This window comes from Parabacteroides sp. TM07-1AC (genome assembly GCF_003480915.1).
GTDB classification, from domain to species: Bacteria; Bacteroidota; Bacteroidia; order Bacteroidales; family Tannerellaceae; genus Parabacteroides; species Parabacteroides chongii.
In genome coordinates this window covers 23,775-43,043 of sequence record NZ_QUKD01000001.1, presented here as the reverse complement: position 1 = coordinate 43,043, position 19,269 = coordinate 23,775, and the positions used below count along the sequence as shown (strand labels likewise).

The 19,269-nt window shown below is 43.5% G+C and carries 16 protein-coding genes; 5 read left to right on the top strand and 11 right to left on the bottom strand.

Features of this window, described 5'->3' with window-relative positions:
• Positions 1 to 148: 148 nt before the first annotated feature.
• The 10 genes from DXD68_RS00175 to rfbA form a co-directional block, all read right to left on the bottom strand.
• A complete protein-coding gene (locus DXD68_RS00175) occupies positions 149 to 2,236 on the bottom strand; it encodes a tetratricopeptide repeat protein (RefSeq protein WP_122359762.1) in 2,088 nt (695 codons plus the stop codon).
• Between the two features lie 225 nt (positions 2,237 to 2,461).
• Positions 2,462 to 2,788 carry an acetyl-CoA carboxylase biotin carboxyl carrier protein subunit gene (locus tag DXD68_RS00170; protein WP_122359761.1) on the bottom strand — a complete coding sequence of 109 codons (327 nt, stop codon included), beginning with the start codon at positions 2,786 to 2,788 and terminating at the stop codon, positions 2,462 to 2,464.
• Positions 2,789 to 2,817: 29 nt separating this feature from the next.
• Complete coding sequence (locus DXD68_RS00165; protein ID WP_122359760.1) at positions 2,818 to 4,365, bottom strand: acyl-CoA carboxylase subunit beta; 1,548 nt, start codon at positions 4,363 to 4,365, stop codon at positions 2,818 to 2,820.
• 19 nt (positions 4,366 to 4,384) lie between these two features.
• Positions 4,385 to 4,942, bottom strand: a complete 558-nt coding sequence (gene def, locus DXD68_RS00160) for a peptide deformylase (protein WP_122359759.1) — start codon at positions 4,940 to 4,942, stop codon at positions 4,385 to 4,387.
• 3 nt (positions 4,943 to 4,945) lie between these two features.
• Complete coding sequence (gene ruvX / locus DXD68_RS00155) at positions 4,946 to 5,368, bottom strand: Holliday junction resolvase RuvX (protein WP_122359758.1); 423 nt, start codon at positions 5,366 to 5,368, stop codon at positions 4,946 to 4,948.
• Positions 5,369 to 5,437: 69 nt separating this feature from the next.
• Entirely contained in the window at positions 5,438 to 6,835 is a 1,398-nt protein-coding gene (locus tag DXD68_RS00150; RefSeq protein WP_122359757.1) for an undecaprenyl-phosphate glucose phosphotransferase, read from the bottom strand.
• 99 nt (positions 6,836 to 6,934) lie between these two features.
• Complete coding sequence (locus tag DXD68_RS00145; RefSeq protein WP_122360470.1) at positions 6,935 to 8,071, bottom strand: OmpA family protein; 1,137 nt, start codon at positions 8,069 to 8,071, stop codon at positions 6,935 to 6,937.
• A gap of 112 nt (positions 8,072 to 8,183) precedes the next feature.
• The gene (gmd, locus tag DXD68_RS00140; RefSeq protein ID WP_122359756.1) at positions 8,184 to 9,335 is read right to left on the bottom strand and encodes a GDP-mannose 4,6-dehydratase; all 1,152 of its coding nucleotides are present in this window, start codon (positions 9,333 to 9,335) and stop codon (positions 8,184 to 8,186) included.
• A 15-nt stretch (positions 9,336 to 9,350) separates the two neighbouring features.
• Positions 9,351 to 10,424: a GDP-L-fucose synthase family protein gene (locus DXD68_RS00135; protein ID WP_122359755.1), complete on the bottom strand. Its 1,074-nt coding sequence runs from the start codon at positions 10,422 to 10,424 to the stop codon at positions 9,351 to 9,353.
• Complete coding sequence (gene rfbA, locus DXD68_RS00130) at positions 10,421 to 11,296, bottom strand: glucose-1-phosphate thymidylyltransferase RfbA (protein WP_122359754.1); 876 nt, start codon at positions 11,294 to 11,296, stop codon at positions 10,421 to 10,423. The genes DXD68_RS00135 and rfbA overlap by 4 nt, the downstream gene beginning before the upstream one ends.
• A gap of 256 nt (positions 11,297 to 11,552) precedes the next feature.
• On the opposite strand from rfbA, the gene DXD68_RS00125 reads away from it, so the two are divergent.
• Positions 11,553 to 12,125 (top strand): HdeD family acid-resistance protein, encoded by a 573-nt coding sequence (locus DXD68_RS00125; RefSeq protein ID WP_122359753.1) that lies wholly within the window; start codon positions 11,553 to 11,555, stop codon positions 12,123 to 12,125.
• A 135-nt stretch (positions 12,126 to 12,260) separates the two neighbouring features.
• Here the strand turns inward: DXD68_RS00125 and DXD68_RS00120 are convergent, their stop codons facing one another.
• On the bottom strand, positions 12,261 to 13,361 hold the full coding sequence (locus tag DXD68_RS00120; RefSeq protein WP_122359752.1) for a T9SS type A sorting domain-containing protein: 1,101 nt from the start codon (positions 13,359 to 13,361) through the stop codon (positions 12,261 to 12,263).
• A gap of 167 nt (positions 13,362 to 13,528) precedes the next feature.
• On the opposite strand from DXD68_RS00120, the gene DXD68_RS00115 reads away from it, so the two are divergent.
• The 4 genes from DXD68_RS00115 (at position 13,529) to yihA (ending at position 19,221) form a co-directional block, all read left to right on the top strand.
• Positions 13,529 to 15,526: an OPT family oligopeptide transporter gene (locus tag DXD68_RS00115; RefSeq protein WP_122359751.1), complete on the top strand. Its 1,998-nt coding sequence runs from the start codon at positions 13,529 to 13,531 to the stop codon at positions 15,524 to 15,526.
• Positions 15,527 to 15,534: 8 nt separating this feature from the next.
• Positions 15,535 to 16,848, top strand: coding sequence for a SpoIID/LytB domain-containing protein (locus DXD68_RS00110; protein ID WP_122359750.1), 1,314 nt, complete (start codon positions 15,535 to 15,537; stop codon positions 16,846 to 16,848).
• A gap of 305 nt (positions 16,849 to 17,153) precedes the next feature.
• Complete coding sequence (locus tag DXD68_RS00105; protein WP_122359749.1) at positions 17,154 to 18,614, top strand: sodium:solute symporter; 1,461 nt, start codon at positions 17,154 to 17,156, stop codon at positions 18,612 to 18,614.
• 4 nt (positions 18,615 to 18,618) lie between these two features.
• Positions 18,619 to 19,221, top strand: a complete 603-nt coding sequence (yihA, locus tag DXD68_RS00100; RefSeq protein ID WP_122359748.1) for a ribosome biogenesis GTP-binding protein YihA/YsxC — start codon at positions 18,619 to 18,621, stop codon at positions 19,219 to 19,221.
• Positions 19,222 to 19,269 lie beyond the last annotated feature (48 nt).

Here is a 19,269-nt window from a genome sequence, read left to right as displayed (position 1 = left end):
CTCTATAATTCTTTATAATTAGGATGCAAATTTAGCATTCTTTTTCGTAAAATGATATTTTTAACCTAAAAGATATATGCTTTAAACCCAAAACAGGCATGTTTTGTTGGAAAACATACCTGTTTTGATTCTAAAAATCTGATTTATATCAATTGCTTGTCATACGTTTGATGATACTATAGGCATTAATAATGCCCAGTTCGCCGGCTTTACTCAAGTCGGCAATACCCTGGTTGGCATCTCCCAAAGACAAGCGGGCCAGTCCGCGGTTGAAATAAGCTTCCGCGAAATCGGGATCACGCTTGATAGCCTCGTCAAAATCCTGTATGGCAGCCCGGAAATCACGCTGTACACAGCGCAGGTTTCCACGGTTGAAATAGGCGTATACAAAACCCGGATTCAGACGGATAACCATATCGTAATCGCGTGTAATCATTTCATGCTCGTAAGCTCTCTTCTTATCTTTTACCTCGGCAGAGGTCGGATCGGATACAGGAGATTTCGGTGCAGCACTCTGTCCCATCTTGAAGTTCATGCTACCCATCGACATAGCCAGATCATCGGTAGTAGTCGCCTGCGACATATTATAAACCAACTGCTTGTAGCGTACTACCGCACGATTAAAATAAGCCATGGTGTAGGTCGGATCAAGTTCCACTACCTTGTTGAAATCCTTAATAGCTTCGGAAAAGTCCTGTACCAACATATAATCGACCGCACGTCCAAACCATGCATCCGCATTGTTCGGCTGAGCTTCTATCTTGGATGAATAATCATTGATAGATGCGAAATGCACGGATATCTGATCTTCGGTAAGAGCTGCTTCTTCATTCGTGATGCGCAACTTACGGGAGAGAACCATACGGGCGTTATATTCCTCGATCATCTTATCGTAATAGACTAGTTTCTTGACCGGGTCTATCTTCTCATAATAAGTCAGGACAAACTGGGGTTCAAGGTCTACACGTACATTACGATCCTGCACACGTCCACGGACATCGCTTTGATATTTGTTCCTGCGTTCTTCATCCTTGTCGTATACTACCAGACGGTTAAACTTACTGATATTTTTATCTGATTTCTCACGTGTATTTTCATCAGTGTTGTTGGATGCCATAGCGTTACCCGACTGACCGGAAGATCCTTTCTTGGCATTGTTCTCCATTTCGATGGCAGTCCAGTAATCACGGTCGGCACCTACCTGATCGTTCATCTTACGCTTTGCCTCCGAACGGCTATAATACCCCGGAGTAAAGTTTGGATATTGTCCCAAAACGGCATCGAAATCACTTACAGCTCCCCGGTAATCACCTGTTTCAAAACGCAGAAGAGCACGGTTATAATAGGCCATGTAGTTATCCGGTTCCAACTGAAGAACCACATCGAAATCTTCGATGGCACGGTTGTTGTCACCTACCTGGTAACGGAGCAATCCACGGTTGAAACGGGCTATCAGATTGTTTTTATCCATACTGATTACCTGGTCGTAATCGTCCATCGCCCCACGAAGATCGTTCTTTTGGTAGCGTACCAAACCACGGTTTATATAATAACCGCTTTCACGCGTATTCAAACGGATTGCTTCATTCAAATCGGCCAGTGCACCGTCCAGATCATTAGTCTGATAAAGCAAAATAGCACGGTTCCCGTATGACGGAGCATAATAAGGATCCATTTCAATCGCCTTATTGTAATCGGCAAGTGCTTTCACGGTGTCACCCTTCTCGCTGTACATCGCACCACGAGTCAAGTAATTCATAGAATATTTAGGATGTGCTTTCATCAGCACATCGAATGTCTTTTCCGCATCGTCATAGTCTTTCCGCTGGATATTGGCTACGGCTTTATTGACAAGCATCTGCCGGTCTTCTGGCTTAAACTCCAGCCCCTTGTCATAATCTGCAATCGCGTCTGCATATTTCTCCTGACTCTGGCGAGCGATACCGCGGGCATAATATGCCTGTACTAAAAAAGGATTCCGTTCAAGACACAAAGAGCAGTCTTCTTCCGCCCCTTTGTAGTCATCGAGATTAATTTTAGCTACAGCACGATAAAAATAGGGTTCTGCAATCCAGGGCTTCGCTTTGATCACCTGATTAAAATACTGTATGGACAGCACATAATCTTCAAAATATAATGCATTACGTCCGATAGCCAGCACACGGTCCGTATTGATCTGGGCCGACATCGCCAACGAAAATGTTATAAAGGTCAGAAAAAGAACTATTTTTTTCATCAGATTGCCTTAAGTGTTAAAAAGAGGTGCGTCAAAAGATTTCAACGGACTTTCGACACCCCTCTTTGTTCAGCGAACAAAAATAAGCAATTCGGACGAATGTTAAAAGGTTCGGAGCTAAAAGTATCTTAAAAGGTGATATGTCTATACAGAATCATACAGAAAAGGAGCTGCATCAATTTTTTTTGACGCAGCTCCTTTCACTTATTCAAATATAGCCGTTGCTTACTTCGGCTGTATTTTAACCATCAAATGATCTTTTGTGATCTTATCGCCTTCCTTTACATCCAACTCGGTGATCACTCCGGATATCGGAGCTACGATCCGGTTGTACATCTTCATCGCCTGATGAATGAGAAGCAACTGGCCGGCTTCAACTTCCTGGCCCTGCTCCACATAAATCTTCACGATGGTTCCCGGAAGATTGGAAATCACATCACCGACGAAGGGCTTATGCCACATCTTACGGTTCTTATATTTCTCTGTCAGCAGCGTTTTGTATTTACGGGCGGTAACTACAAAATCTACATATTCATTTTCTTTATTTTCCATATTTTCCAAAAGTATATGTACGGATTTAATTAGAACGGAGGGATTCCGTGCTTTTTAGCCGGTCTGTATTCCTCTTTCAAAATAGAAAGTTTCAGAGCGTGGAGCAACAACGCGCGTGTTTCTTTCGGCTCGATAACAGAATCAATAAATCCTTTTGAAGCAGCCACATAAGGATTAGCAAACTTCTCAATATACTCTTTTACTTTTTCCTGACGCATTGCATTCTGGTCTTCAGCTTCCATGATTTCCTTACGGAAGATAATGTTTGCTGCACCTTCCGGTCCCATAACAGCGATCTCTGCACTCGGCCATGCGAACATAAAGTCAGCACCCAGGTGACGTGAGTTCATAGCGATATAACCACCACCGTAAGCCTTACGTAAAATCACTGTGATCTTAGGAACAGTAGCTTCAGAATAAGCATACAGTACCTTCGCTCCGTGACGGATCACACCGGCATGTTCCTGGTCTACGCCCGGCAGATAACCCGGCATATCTTCCAATGTAATAATAGGAATATTGAATGAGTCGCAGAAACGGATGAAGCGAGCAGCTTTATCGGCACTGTCGCAATCCAATACACCCGCCAGTACCATCGGCTGGTTAGCTACGAAACCGACCGTCTCGCCTGCCATACGGCCAAAGCCGACTACGATATTGGCAGCCCACAATTCCTGAACTTCGAGGAAGTCAGAATCATCGACAATACATTTGATCACATCGCGTACATCGTACGGCTGCTTAGGATCGGCAGGAACCACTTCTTCGATGTTCAACATAGCTGTCGGTTCTTTCGGTTCAACAGTCTTGGCACGCTGCTGGTTGTTCCAGGGGATAAAGCTTACCAGACGTTTAACCTGTTCGAAACATTCCTGTTCGCTCAAGGCATAGAAATGAGCGTTACCTGTTGTTTCAGCATGAACACGGGCACCACCCAGGTCTTCCATAGAGATGTCTTCGCCCAAAACAGTCTTGATCACATTCGGACCGGTGATGAACATCTTGGAGATGTTTTCTACCACGAACACGAAGTCTGTCAAGGCAGGAGAATAAACGGCACCACCGGCACACGGTCCCAGGATCAACGAGATCTGAGGGATAACACCTGATGCGATTGTATTTCTATAGAATATTTCACCATATCCGGCCAAAGCGCCAACACCTTCCTGAATACGTGCACCACCCGAGTCATTGATACCGATGATCGGACATTTCATCTTCAGTGCATGATCCATGATCTTTGTGATCTTGCGAGCATGTTGCAAACCTAATGAACCACCGGCAACAGTGAAGTCCTGTGCATAGATACATACCGGAGCACCGAAAATAGTACCCGTACCTGTAACTACACCATCACCCGGAAAGTCTTTCTTATCCATTCCGAAGTCGCGGCCATCATGCTTTACAAACAAATCGTACTCATGAAAAGAGTTCTTGTCCAGCAAGGAAAGAATACGATCACGGGCAGTCAATTTACCCATCGCGATCTGCTTTTCGATAGCAGCTTCGCCTCCACCCATCTCAACGACGGCTTTCTTCTCCCTGAGGGCCTGAATGTTTTTACTTAAATCTGTCATATTATTTAATAGATTTTTATTATTTACCGACAGCTTTTGCTCTGTACGAACAACGAGCAGTCCCTTTAATAATACTATTTAGTTTTCCTTTATTCAACTGGCGGCGGATAGCCGACACATTGTCGATGAAGACATGACCTTCCAGGTGCTCGCATTCATGCTGTACAACACGGGCTGCAAAACCATCGACCACTTCGTCATGTTCTTCCAGGTTTTCATCCAGATATTTCACACGGATCTTGCTGGCACGGGATACTTTTTCATGTACGCCCGGCAGGCTTAAACAACCTTCTTCCATGGAAATTTCTTCTTCACTACGTTCTACAATGTCCGGATTGATCATGGCACGCTTGAAACCTTTGCATTCGGGGAAATCATCTCCCATTACATCAGCATCGATCACCAGCAAACGGAGCGACAGACCAACCTGAGGAGCGGCCAAACCTACTCCATCGGCATTATACATCGTGTCGAACATATTTGCTACTAACTGCTTTAAATCCGGATAATCTTTGGGTACATCTTCAGCCTCTTTTCTTAATACGGGCTGTCCATATAAATATACTGGTAAAATCATAAACTATAACTGATATTTTTTATTTTCTAAATATGATTGCAGGATAATAACGGCACTGATTTCATCCACCAACCCTTTATCCTGTCTTTTTTTCTTCTTCAAACCTCCGTCCAGCATGGCTTTATGCGCCAGGACAGATGTAAAACGTTCATCGTAATATTCAACCGGGATATCCGGAATTGTCCGTTTCAGATGTGTAACGAATGCTTCCACATACTTCATATTTTCCGAAGGTTCATTATTCATCTGTTTCGGCTGGCCGACCACAAACAGTTCAACCGGTTCCTTTGACACATAAGCTGACAACCAGGAAACAAGTTCACCACTCGGCACTGTCGTCAACCCGTTTGCAATCATTTGCAAGGTGTCCGTAACTGCTATTCCGGTCCGTTTCCGACCATAATCAATTGCTAGTATCCTTCCCATCGGTTGCAAAGATAGCACAAATATGGATTTATATTACACAAATACACAAAAAGTGTGCAATTTATAAATTTAATAAGCATTCTTTTCTCCTTTCGACATATTCAAAACCGTCACCACAATGATCTTCAGATCCAGGAAAAACGACCAGTTCTCGATGTACCACACATCTCTTTTGACACGGCCTTCCATCTGTTCCAATGTCTTTGTTTCTCCGCGATAACCGGTTACCTGCGCCCATCCTGTAACCCCCGGCTTCACCAAATGACGCACCATATATTTATCGATAAGAGCCGAATACTGTTCGGTATGCTTCAGCATATGAGGACGGGGACCGACTACCGACATTTCCCCTCTCAGTACATTGATAAACTGCGGAAATTCATCCAGGTTTGTACGGCGCAGAAAGTCTCCGACACGCGTTTTACGGGGATCGTCTTTTACCGCCTGCAATTTATCCGCATCGGAATTTACCCGCATAGTACGGAATTTATAGCACTCAAACTCCTGCCCGTACAGACCAGTCCTTTTCTGTTTAAAAAAGATCGGTCCCGGAGAAGTTATTTTTATCAATGCTCCGACAATGATATATAATACCGGATAAACAGTCAACAGAACTCCCAATGAAAAAACAATATCAAAGGATCTTTTTAATGCACGATTATAAGCAGCCTGCAACGGTTCGCGACGAATCGCCAATAACGGAATAGACTCCATTATTTCCATCACAAGACTCTTCTTGATATTCCTGTAGAACTCGGGAACGATGTAAAAGCGAATCATATGCTTTTCCGCAAAATTGATAATCCGCAGGATCTTTTCATCCTGTGTTCCCGGCAAAGTACAATAAATCTCGTCTATATCATTAGCAAGTACATAATCCTCCACTTCATGAGTCATACCCAAATAATTGGGCAAAACACTCTGTAAAGATAAATTATCATCGAAAAAACCCATCACATGGAATCCATAAGAAAGATCATCTTTCATGACCCGATACAATTCCATACCGTTCTTTCCGGCACCGACAATAATAATTTTCTTGAAATTATGCCCTTTCCTACGATACATCTTCAACGTAACACGAACCAACACACGCCAAAGTGCAAAAATGACAATCGTTATAAGATAATACACAATCAGGAAAGTAGCCAGAGCATCGCCTATATTTAAAAATATCAGACAGGTAGCAAATAAAAATACCAATATGGAAACCAGCGCAAAGGCCCTTTGGACGATTTTATCGATAAAAACAACAGCCACATGCAATTGCATGGGAACAAAATAAAGAGAAAAGAAATAGCAAAAATTCAACAAAAGCACCACCTCTCTTAAACTATAAGACAGCGCTTTTGTATATAATATATCTAATCCATTATAAACAGCGAAGAACAATAGGTTTAATACTAACAAATCTCCTATTCCTATCAGCCATTGGATAAGGTAACCATGTTTTTTGTCGAATTCCATAACTGTGTTCTAAAATTCCACAAAAGTAATGAATATTCCGTGCAAAAAAAAGGCTGCACAACATAATGTGCAGCCTTTTTAGGATATAATCGAAATTAATTAATTGTTTGCACGCATGATAACAACACGGTTCCAGTTGTTTTCGCTGTACGGCTGTTCGTCTGAGCCTCTGTATTCGATCGAGATCTGTTCAGAAGAAACACCATATTTTTCAATTAACTCTTTAGCTACAGCTTTTGCACGTTTTTCAGAAAGCTGCATATTATATGAGCTTGTTCCTGTCTTCTTGTCTGCATAACCGATCACCTTGATAGGAGCATTGTTTTCTTTTACAAACTCAGCAGTATTGTAAATATTGATCTGCTGATTCTTATCGATCTTAGCACTGTTCAGACGGAAGTAAACTACATTGTCTACATAGTTATTAACTACATTCGTTACAACTTCTTCGCATTCAGGACAGGATTCCGGACGTTTGCTCAATTCATCATTAGCAGCACGCAGTGAATTGATCTGATTGTTCAGGTCGTTCAACAATGCGTAATCCATCGGTTCCAATACTTCGAAATCAGTTTTACCCAGTTTGAATGTCAAACCAGCACTTAACTGAGCGATACCGTCAGTCAGGTGGAACATATTAACACGGTTGAACTGTTCGTTCAGCAAAGAGCCCTGAACTTCCACGTTCAAGTCAACACGTTTGCTTAAACGGAAAGCAGTAAGGATACCTGCATTCAATGTAGGAGATTCTGTTCTTGCACGACCCTGGTTTTCGAAACGCTGTGCATAACCGAAACCTACCCAAGGAATCAAACGGAATACTCTTTTTTCATTATATACACCCCAAAAATTGGTAACATCCCATAACAAGTCTACATGAGCTGCTGCATATTTGTTATGCTGCATAAACTCTGCATTGTTACCTTCAAATCCGTGAAGGATACCTCCGTTCAACTGAGTACGGAAAGCCAGATACGGATTGAACCATTTACCAAATGAGAACTGTGGAGCAAAATTCAGACGGTTTCCAAAATCCGCTTTATTATTTTGGTCACCTAACAAAATACTTGCACCACCGGCAACAGAAATAAACCAATTGTCGCCAGCTTTGTTTTTCTTGAAATTTGTCTTATAACCTTTTTCAGTACTAAAACCAACTTGTGGTTTAAATTCCTGTGCAGACACAGAGAAAACAAAACCTGACAACAAAGCTAAAAGTAATACTTTAGTCTTCATATTCATCAACATTTTAATTAAACAATCAATTACCTTAGATAACGCTCAAATATAGAGCAAAATTAACTCTTTTTTTAACTAAAACAAAATTAATCTACATTTTGTTCTTAATTTATTCAAAATAATTCAGAATTTTATATCCACCTTCTTTCAGGTAAGATTCTTTTTTCATCAGCTTAATATCATTTTGCATCATATCCTGAATCAGAGCATCAAGGGTGTATTTCGGCTCCCATCCCAAGCGGGCACGAGCCTTGGTTGCATCCCCGATAAGCAGGTCTACCTCGGTCGGACGAAAGTATTGAGGGTCAATACCAACAACTTCCTCACCCATTCGTCCTTTAAAATGTTCGAGATAAGCCTCACCTACTTTCTCTATAAACATTTTTTCGTCAATATAGTTTAATACTGCGACCTCATTAACATTTTCCCCTTTGAAAATAATTTCAACGCCTATTTCTTTAAATGCTTTCAGGATAAAATCACGAATAGTCGTCGTAATTCCAGTAGCTATTACATAATCAGAAGGTTCATCCTGCTGAAGAATGGCATGCATCGCGCGTACATAATCTTTAGCATGTCCCCAGTCGCGTTTGGAAGATAAATTACCCATATAAACTTTGTCCTGCATTCCCAAAGCGATACGCGACACAGCCCGGGTTACTTTACGAGTCACAAAAGTTTCTCCGCGAAGAGGTGATTCATGGTTGAATAAAATACCGTTCGAGGCATGCATCTTATAGGCTTCGCGGTAGTTGACCGTAATCCAGTAACCATATAGTTTGGCTACGGCATACGGACTTCTGGGGTAAAAAGGCGTTGTTTCTTTCTGAGGAACTTCCTGAACCAGCCCGTATAACTCAGAAGTGGAAGCCTGGTAAATACGGGTTTTAGGAATCAGATTCAAAAGGCGGACAGCTTCCAGAATACGCAGAACGCCTAACCCGTCGGCATTAGCTGTATATTCCGGCGTATCGAAACTTACTTTCACATGGCTCATGGCAGCCAGGTTGTATATTTCATCCGGCTGTACTTCGCCAATAATACGGGTCAGATTCAGACTGTCGGTCAGATCACCGTAATGAAGGATCAGATTCCGGTTCTCGACATGTGGATCCTGATACAGGTGATCGATACGATCCGTATTGAACATGGATGAACGACGCTTGATACCATGTACCGTATATCCTTTTTTCACAAGATATTCTGCCAGATAAGCGCCATCCTGCCCTGTTATACCCGTTATTAAAGCAACTTTACTCATTAAATACGATGTTTATTATTGTTTGTTTAAATACCAATTATATAAAAGCTCTACGCCTTCATTGATTTCGATCTGATGATGCCAGCCCAATGCATGCAACTTGCTTACATCCGTAAGCTTCCGCAACGTCCCGTCGGGTTTGGATGCATCAAAAGCAAGTTCACCTTTGAAGCCGACCGTATCCTGTATCAACATGGCTACTTCCCGGATGGATAATTCCTTTCCCGTACCTATATTAATATGGGTATTACGCACTTCGTTTCCTTCCGGACGTACATCGGAGAAATCAATATGCTCCATGACATAGACAGATGCATCCGCCATTTCTTCACTCCATAAAAATTCGCGAAGAGGTTTTCCCGTACCCCATAGCTGCACTTTTCCGGGGTAAATACCGTATTTTTCCAGAATTGTCAGGATCTCTTTCTCCGGGGCATTCCCCGATATTCCTTCTACCGGACGGGTATTTAAATCCTTACACAAAGCCTCCCAATCACCCGAATGAAGACATTTGGCGAGATGGATTTTACGAATCATGGCAGGAAGTACATGCGAAGTTTCAAGATTAAAGTTATCATTCGGACCATAGAGGTTGGTCGGCATCACGGCTATATAGTTCGTTCCATATTGCAGGTTATAACTTTCGCACATCTTTATACCGGCAATCTTTGCGATCGCATACGGTTCGTTGGTATATTCCAGCGGAGATGTCAGCAAACAATCTTCCGGCATCGGCTGCGGGGCTTCACGCGGATAGATACAGGTACTTCCCAAAAACAACAACTTCTTTACATTATTCATATAAGAAGCATGGATCACATTATTCTGTATCATCAGATTGATATAAATAAAATCTGCACGATACAGGCTGTTCGCCATGATACCTCCTACATGGGCTGCCGACAGGAAGACATATTCCGGCTTCTCAGTGGCAAAGAAATCATTCACCGCACGCTGGTCCGTCAGGTCCAGTTCAGCATGGGTGCGCAAAATAAAGTTTGTATACCCTTTCTGTTTCAGGTTCTTCAGGATGGCCGAACCGACCAGTCCCCGATGTCCCGCTACAAATATTTTACTGTCTTTATTCATTCCTTTATCAATTTCAATAAATATTGACCGTACTGGTTTTTAACCATCGGAGCTGCTGTTGCTTTCAGCTTCGCGTCATCGATCCAACCTCTCCGGTAAGCAATTTCTTCCAGGCAGGCCACCTTCAACCCCTGGCGTTTCTCGATCACTTCCACGAAAGTGGAGGCTTCCGACAGAGAATCGTGCGTGCCGGTATCGAGCCATGCAAAACCGCGTCCCAACAACTGTACTTTCAGTTCGCCGTCTTTCAGAAATTCCTGATTCACTGTCGTGATCTCCAGTTCTCCGCGAGCCGACGGCTGAATCTGTTTCGCCACTCCGACTACTTTATTCGGATAAAAATAGAGTCCGACAACAGCATAATTCGACTTGGGAGACTGAGGTTTTTCTTCAATGCTCAGCACATTTCCGTCAGTATCAAATTCGGCGACACCATAGCGTTCCGGATCGTTGACGTAGTAACCGAACACAGTCGCTTTTTGTTCGTTCTCCACATTGTTAACGGCCTCTTTTAACATAGCCGTAAAGCTCTGTCCGTAAAAGATATTGTCGCCCAACACCAGGCAAACAGAGTCATTTCCAATGAATTTATCCCCTATGATAAAAGCTTGTGCCAGTCCGTCGGGCGAAGGTTGTTCGGCATATTCGAAATGCACGCCGTAATCCGAACCATCTCCCAGCAGCCGTCGGAATCCCGGTAAATCCTGCGGGGTGGAAATGATCAGTATCTCCCGTATCCCGGCAAGCATCAGGACAGAGATCGGATAATAGATCATCGGTTTATCATAAATTGGCAATAATTGCTTCGACACACCTTTCGTAATCGGGTACAAACGGGTACCGGAGCCTCCGGCCAGTACTATTCCTTTCATAGGTTCAGACTTTTAAATTATTAAATATAGGGTACAAATGTATATAAAATATTCGATTTGTCCTTATCCGCAAAAGACCTCTTTCCGATGTGTTTAAAGGGAATAAGGCATTCTGCTGTATAACCGTTTATAATGTATATAAAATAAGTTTTTTGAAAGATGATGAAAGATAAAAGAAGTCATATTTGCATGCATCATTGCAACCTTTCATTCTACCCTCTTGTTACAGTAGAAATAATTTTAATAATAACTTGATATGAATACATTTGACGAAAGAATTAGTTCCGCCGTAAAAAACTGGTGGGTTTCACTTTTACTGGGATTATTATATATCCTGATTGCCATATGCCTGATGTTTACACCAATGGCAAGTTATGTCGCTTTAAGCATCCTGTTCAGCGTCGCTATGTTCGTAAGCGGTACGCTTGAAATCCTTTTTGCCGTATCCAACCGGAAGCATATTTCCAGTTGGGGCTGGTATCTGGCGGGCGGTATTATCGACCTGATACTGGGTATTTACCTGATGGCAAGTCCGGGGTTGAGCATGACTGTCCTGCCGTTTATTCTAGCATTCTGGCTGATGTTCAGAGGTTTCTCTTCCACCGGTTACGCCATGGACCTGAAACGGTTCGGAACCGGAAACTGGGGTTGGTATATGGCATTCGGAATCCTGGCTATTATCTGTAGCATCGCCATCATATGGCAACCGGGCTTAGGCGTCTTCACGCTTGTTTACATGATCGCTTATGCACTGCTTATCATCGGTATCTTCCGCGTAATGCTCTCTTTCGAACTGAGAAGCCTGCATAAAAAACAGGAAAAAGAATAAGAAAGAACTGAAAACTTCTGCAGAGAAGCGATCAGTATCATATATTACAAGAAGATAGTACCATAATATATAAGAATCAGTTCTCATATATTATGGTACAAATCTTCCATTATCCTCTGTAGATAGAATTCTATATTATCGAATAATTACCCGGCGGGACTGTTCTCCCTGAGAGGTATAAATATGAATTATGTAAAAACCGGAAGCAAGAGTGTTTAGCGGAATGCTATGCTGACTGTTACGAACTGTTGCCCGACGGACAATAGCACCGGATGCATTTATAACACTTACCTTTCCTTCCTCAATATCTCCTAAATCAAATTCCAGGGTGCGGGAAGAAGAATTCACTGCGATCTTATAATCACGATCAACTCGTATAGTTTCATTATGCGTAATCGTATTGTCGGAATAGAAGTTTTGGAACCGAATATAGAAAGTAAAGCCATCGTTTTCCTTATCCGTTTCACGTATCATATTCCGATGCTCATCATATTGATACGTATATTCAAAACCAAAGATCCACTCACCATCTTCCATAAATTCAGTATATTGACTGATTACATTGCCCTGATCGTCATAGGTTAGTTGTGCCTTTTGTGAAGGGATCCAATCCTTCAATTCTTCACTCCAATCATAATTAGTTCCGCCTAAAACAAGACCGCCATCACTATAAACCGCATCCATTTTGTAAATTTCAAGACTTCCATCCGCATGAAAAGTAGTATCCATCACAACCAGAGGATTTCCTTTATCGTCAGACTCAACAGTCGCCCAAATCCAGTCTTTTACCCATTCACCATTTTCATTCCGGTAGCTTCTCATTGCCGTTTGGATAGCAGAAGCATTATAAGTATTGAAAGTTTTATAAACCGGCATCCACTCCCCGTCTTTATAGGAATAGACTCTTTCTTCCGTTTCATAAGAAGTATTTCCAATGTTTTCAGGATAAATATATTCTGTTTTCGAGGAAAGGCTCAGGTCACCATCAGAACTATAAGCAGACTTCGTTTCCATTTTTATTTTTCTACCGGATTCATCATAAGTATAATAGGCGATATCCGTCAACTTACTATCACTCCCCTGATAAGTATATGTCGAATCCAAGGCTGTATTCGACATCCTTAACGATGAAACGGTTTGTGTTGTCCGGTTAAATACTTTCAAAAAATGCCCCGATGTTTGCTGGGCAAAACTAATAACTGGTAATAAACAAATACAAAGTACTAATTTTTTCATTCTCTTTTATTTTATGATTATATCGATAAGACACGAATAAATTCAAAACCCCTATCGCAACGAAAGAAATTTATCAGAAGTAAATTTCTTTTGTGCATTAAAAGAAATAACCTAGCTTTGTAATCTTGTAAGTAACGGATTAAATCTAACTAAAAATAATACTCACAGTGAAAAAGGAAGATGAAGAAAAGGTAAGCGGGCTACCGGAAAATGCCTATAGAGAACTCAAAGAAGGAGAAGTATATAACCCTATCATGTCACCCAATAAACAGTACAAAGAAGTGACACCCTGGTCTGTATTCTGGGGACTTGTGATGGCTGTGATATTCAGTGCGGCAGCTGCTTATCTAGGGTTGAAAGTCGGACAGGTATTCGAAGCCGCCATACCGATCGCCATCATTGCCGTCGGACTGTCGAGCGGTTTCAAAAGAAAGAATGCATTAGGGGAAAATGTAATTATCCAGTCTATCGGAGCTTGTAGCGGCGTGATCGTAGCCGGAGCTATTTTTACTCTTCCCGCCTTATACATCCTACAGGATAAATATCCGGAAATCACCATCAACTTTTTTGAAGTATTCATGAGCTCGTTGTTGGGCGGTATCCTCGGTATCCTGTTGCTGATTCCTTTCCGGAAATATTTCGTTTCGGACATGCACGGTAAATATCCGTTCCCGGAAGCGACAGCAACCACACAGGTACTCGTTTCCGGTGAAAAAGGCGGAAACCAGGCAAAGCCGCTTATCATGGCAGGACTGATCGGAGGTTTATATGATTTTATCATCGCCACATTCGGATGGTGGAGCGAAACGATAAGCACACGGATCGTCAGCGCCGGTGAAATGCTGGCAGACAAGGCTAAGGTCGTATTGAAAGTAAACACAGGAGCTGCCGTATTGGGCCTCGGCTATATTATCGGACTGAAATATTCCATGATCATCTGTGCCGGTTCATTCCTGGTCTGGCTGGTGATCATTCCGTTGATGTCTGTCTTTTTCGGTGCAGACGTACTGACATTAGGTAACGATGCGATCACGGCTACAGTCGGAAGCATGAGTGCCGAACAAATCTTTACGACTTATGCCCGTCATATCGGTATCGGGGGTATCGCCACAGCCGGTGTGATCGGTATTATCAATTCCTGGGGAATTATCCGGGGAGCCGTAGGACTTGCCGCCAAAGAACTGAAAGGAAAAAATACGGAAGCCGATACGGAAACCATACGCACACAGAAAGATTTATCCATGAAGATCATTTCGATCGGTATCTTCGCGACGCTGATCGTGACCTATTTATTCTTCCATTTCGGTGTACTGGATAACTGGTATTATGCGCTGATCGGTCTGCTGATCGTTGGGATTATCGCTTTCCTGTTTACGACCGTTGCCGCCAATGCGATCGCTATTGTCGGAACCAATCCGGTTTCGGGAATGACATTGATGACATTGATCCTGTCGTCGATCATCCTGGTTGCCGCCGGACTAAAAGGGACAGCCGGTATGGTGTCGGCACTAATCATCGGAGGTGTGGTATGTACGGCACTTTCCATGGCGGGAGGTTTCATTACCGACCTGAAAATCGGTTACTGGCTGGGAAGTACACCGGCTAAACAGCAAACCTGGAAATTCCTCGGTACGCTGGTTTCTGCAGCTACCGTAGGCGGCGTTATCCTGATCCTGAACCAAACTTACGGGTTTACCACCGGACAGCTGGCAGCTCCTCAGGCAAATGCGATGGCAGCCGTTATCGAACCGTTGATGAGTGGTTCGGGGGCTCCCTGGGTATTGTATGGCATCGGGGCTGTATTGGCTATCATTCTGAATTTCTGCAAGATTCCGGCACTCGCCTTCGCATTGGGTATGTTCATTCCGATGGAACTGAATACACCGCTGCTGATCGGCGGAGCTATCAGCTGGTATGTAGGAAGCCGGAGTAAGGACAAAGCATTGAACACCGCTCGTCTTGAAAAAGGGACATTGCTTGCTTCCGGATTCATTGCCGGCGGAGCCTTGATGGGTGTTATCAGCGCAGCACTGCGTTTCGGGGGCATCAACCTGGTGAATGAAAAATGGCTGGAAGGGAACTTTGCCGAACCTCTGGCTGTTCTTATGTATATTGCATTGATGGCTTACCTGGCGATAAGCTCTATGAAAGCGAAAAAAGAATAATATAAATAATGGATGCACCGCTAGTTAATGTTGGGATTATGACGGAGAAGGCGCTCTCGTTCGTATTCAACGGAGAATATATCCATACGGAGAGCAGCTCTTTTCTAACGGGAGAACAACGGGCGTTGTTCGTCAACGGAAATATTGTATACAACGGCAAGCTGTACAAGGAACTGTTCTTTGAACCGGCTTCGCCCGAATCATCGTTCGATCTGAAGGCCGTCACGATCGGAGTTGATTTTCACTGGCAAAGACAGGAAGATCAGCGCTTCAAAGGGGCGCTTAACCTGGTTGCGGGAAATGAGGGGATCGTTGTGATCAACAGTATCGACGTGGAAGAATATCTTACCAGCGTGATCTCGTCGGAAATGAGTGCCACAGCTTCGAAAGAGTTGTTGAAAGCTCATGCCGTAATCTCCCGCAGCTGGCTGCTGGCGCAGATAGAAAAGACGTTCCGCCTGGGAAATGCTCCGGATAAATACAAGAGTTGTGAACACGACCACGAACAACTGGTTCGTTGGTACGATCGTGAAGACCATCATATGTTCGATGTCTGTGCCGACGATCACTGCCAGCGTTACCAGGGTATCACCCGTGCTTCCACTCCGATAGTGAAAGAGGTGATCCACGAAACCCGCGGCGAAATACTGACCGACGGCGAGTCGATTTGCGATACCCGCTTCTCTAAATGTTGCGGAGGCGTGACCGAGCAGTTCGAACATTGCTGGGAACCTGTTCCTCACTCCTATCTGACAGCCGTGCGCGACAGCCGCGAGACTTCCTTTCCCGATCTGACCGATCCGGTCGAAGCTGAAATGTGGATACGCAACACGCCCGATGCATTTTGCAACACAACGGATAAAAAGATATTGAGCCAGGTACTGAACAATTACGACCAGGAAACAACCAACTTCTACCGTTGGAAAGTGACCTATACACAGGAAGAACTTGCCGAACTGATCCACCGAAAGAGCGGCATCGACTTCGGCGAGATACTGGACCTGATTCCTTTGGAAAGAGGGACTTCCGGACGCATCGAAAAGTTACGGATCGTAGGTACACGCCGTATATATACCATCGGCAAGGAACTGGAAATACGGCGGACTTTGTCGGAGACTCACCTGTACAGTTCGGCTTTTGTGGTAGACAAAGAGGATATGCATGCTAGCATTCCACAGCGTTTCGTACTAACAGGGGCAGGCTGGGGACATGGTGTGGGACTTTGCCAGATCGGTGCGGCAGTCATGGGTGAACAAGGATATTCTTATACGGAAATACTGGCTCATTATTTCCGGGGAGCGACGATAGAAAAAAGATATTAGCTCCTTTCCGGATTTCGAATGAACCTGTTAAAAGCTAAAAAGGTCGCTAATCTCACGATAGCGGCCTTTTTCTGTGTTTACCTATCTTTCCCGGCACCTAAAGGTAGCCGGGTTGTCTTTACTCTCACGAGCTCTAACTGAATACAAAGGAATAAATAACTCTGCAACTAAACAAGGAAAATAGATTAATAAGGGTATTTTCCCCACAAAACGGGGGAAAATGCCGATAAAATGTTATTATCTTTGTATCCGAACGTTCGACCAGGGATCAGACGCCCCTGCTCTACTTAATTAAATACCGGTTAATGAACAGCTATATCATCCTTTCTATAATTGCCGTTTATTTTGGCATACTGTTGCTGATTGCCTGGATTACGGGTAGAAAAAGTACAAGTAATGATGCCTTCTTTCTGGGTAACCGCAAATCGCCGTGGTATATCGTTTCCATCGGAATGATCGGGACATCGCTTTCCGGCGTGACTTTCGTCTCCGTCCCGGGAATGGTCCGTAGCATAGACATGACGTATATGCAGACGGTTTTCGGCTTTTTCTTCGGATACATACTCATAGCCCAAGTTCTGTTGCCTCTTTATTATAAACTTCAACTGACATCGATCTATTCGTATCTCGGAGACCGTATCGGGCGGAGAAGTTATAAGACTGGAGCGTCTTTCTTCCTGCTTTCGAAGATTGTCGGGGCGGCGGCACGGCTTTACCTGGTTGTTCTGATCCTGCAGCATTACGTATTCAGTACCTGGAATATCCCTTTTTGGGTAACTGTCATTATCAGCATTTTCCTGGTATGGCTATATACGTATCGCAGCGGCATAAAGACGATTATCTGGACCGATACGCTACAGGCGCTTTGCCTGGTTGCCATGCTGGTCGTTATTATATGGAAAGTGAAAGACGCTATGGAGCTCGATATGGGCGGTATGGTACGGACACTGACCGAGAGTCCGCATTTCCGTATTTTTGAGTTCGACGACTGGCATAGTACGCAACATTTCGTAAAACAGTTTTTCAGCGGTATCTTTATCACTATTGTCATGACCGGACTCGATCAGGATATGATGCAAAAGAACCTTTCCTGCAAAAGTCTGAAAGATGCACAAAAGAATATGTATACCTATGGCTTTGCCTTTACACCGGTCAACTTCCTGTTTCTAGCTCTCGGCGTATTGTTGCTGAGCCTTGCCTCACAGCAGCATATTGAATTGCCGGTACTGAACGACGATATCCTGCCGATGTTCTGTACTTCCGGTATATTGGGACATTCCATCCTGATCTTCTTTACGATCGGTATCATAGCGGCGGCATTCAGCAGTGCAGATTCGGCATTAACAGCGCTGACCACTTCATTCTGCGTCGATATCCTGGGTGTGGAAAAAGAAGAAGCGACACGGGCAAAGCGTACCCGCCTGATGAGCCATTTGCTTATTTCTGTCTTATTTACCCTGATTATCCTTATCTTTAAGGCGGTAAACAGTCGTAGCGTAATCGACGCCATCTATATGATCGCTTCCTATACGTACGGTCCTTTACTGGGATTATTTGTCTTTGGCCTGTTCACTAAAAAACATCCGCGCGACAAATATGTTCCTTATATATGTATCTTCTCACCGCTGATCTGTTTTACGACGGATCAGCTGGTGAAACAACATACAAGCTACGCCTTCGGTTATGAAATGCTGATGCTGAACGGAGCAATCACATTCTTCGGACTATGGGCGGCTTCAGTCAAACACAAAACAATAAAAACGTAAGAATATGGAAATCAAAAGTGCAGAATTTGTTATCAGTAACACAGACGTAAAGAAATGCCCCGCAGGTAACTTTCCGGAGTATGCCTTTATCGGGCGAAGCAATGTTGGCAAATCCTCCCTTATCAATATGCTGACAGGTAAGAAAGGTTTGGCGATGACTTCACAGAAGCCGGGAAAGACTTTGCTTATCAATCATTTTATAATCAACAACAACTGGTTTCTGGTCGACCTTCCCGGTTACGGTTTTGCCCAGCGCGGCAAAGAAGGACGGGAGAATATCCAGCGGATTATTGAAGATTATATACTGGAACGCGAACAACTAACCAATCTCTTTGTGTTACTCGACTGCCGTCACGAAGCACAAAAGATCGACCTGGAGTTTATGGAATGGCTGGGAGAAAATGGCGTACCTTTCTCAATCATCTTCACCAAGATCGACAAAATAAGCAAAGGACGTCTGAAGGAGAACCTAAAGGCCTATCAGGATAAATTACTGGAAAGCTGGGAAGAACTACCTCCTATCCTCCTATCCTCTTCCGAGAAAAAAGAGGGTCGAGAAGAAATTCTCAATTATATTGATGAAATAAATAAAAGTTTGAAAGGTTAGATTATCCGGGAGCGACATGGTTCAGGTCGCATGGATATCGCCACTATT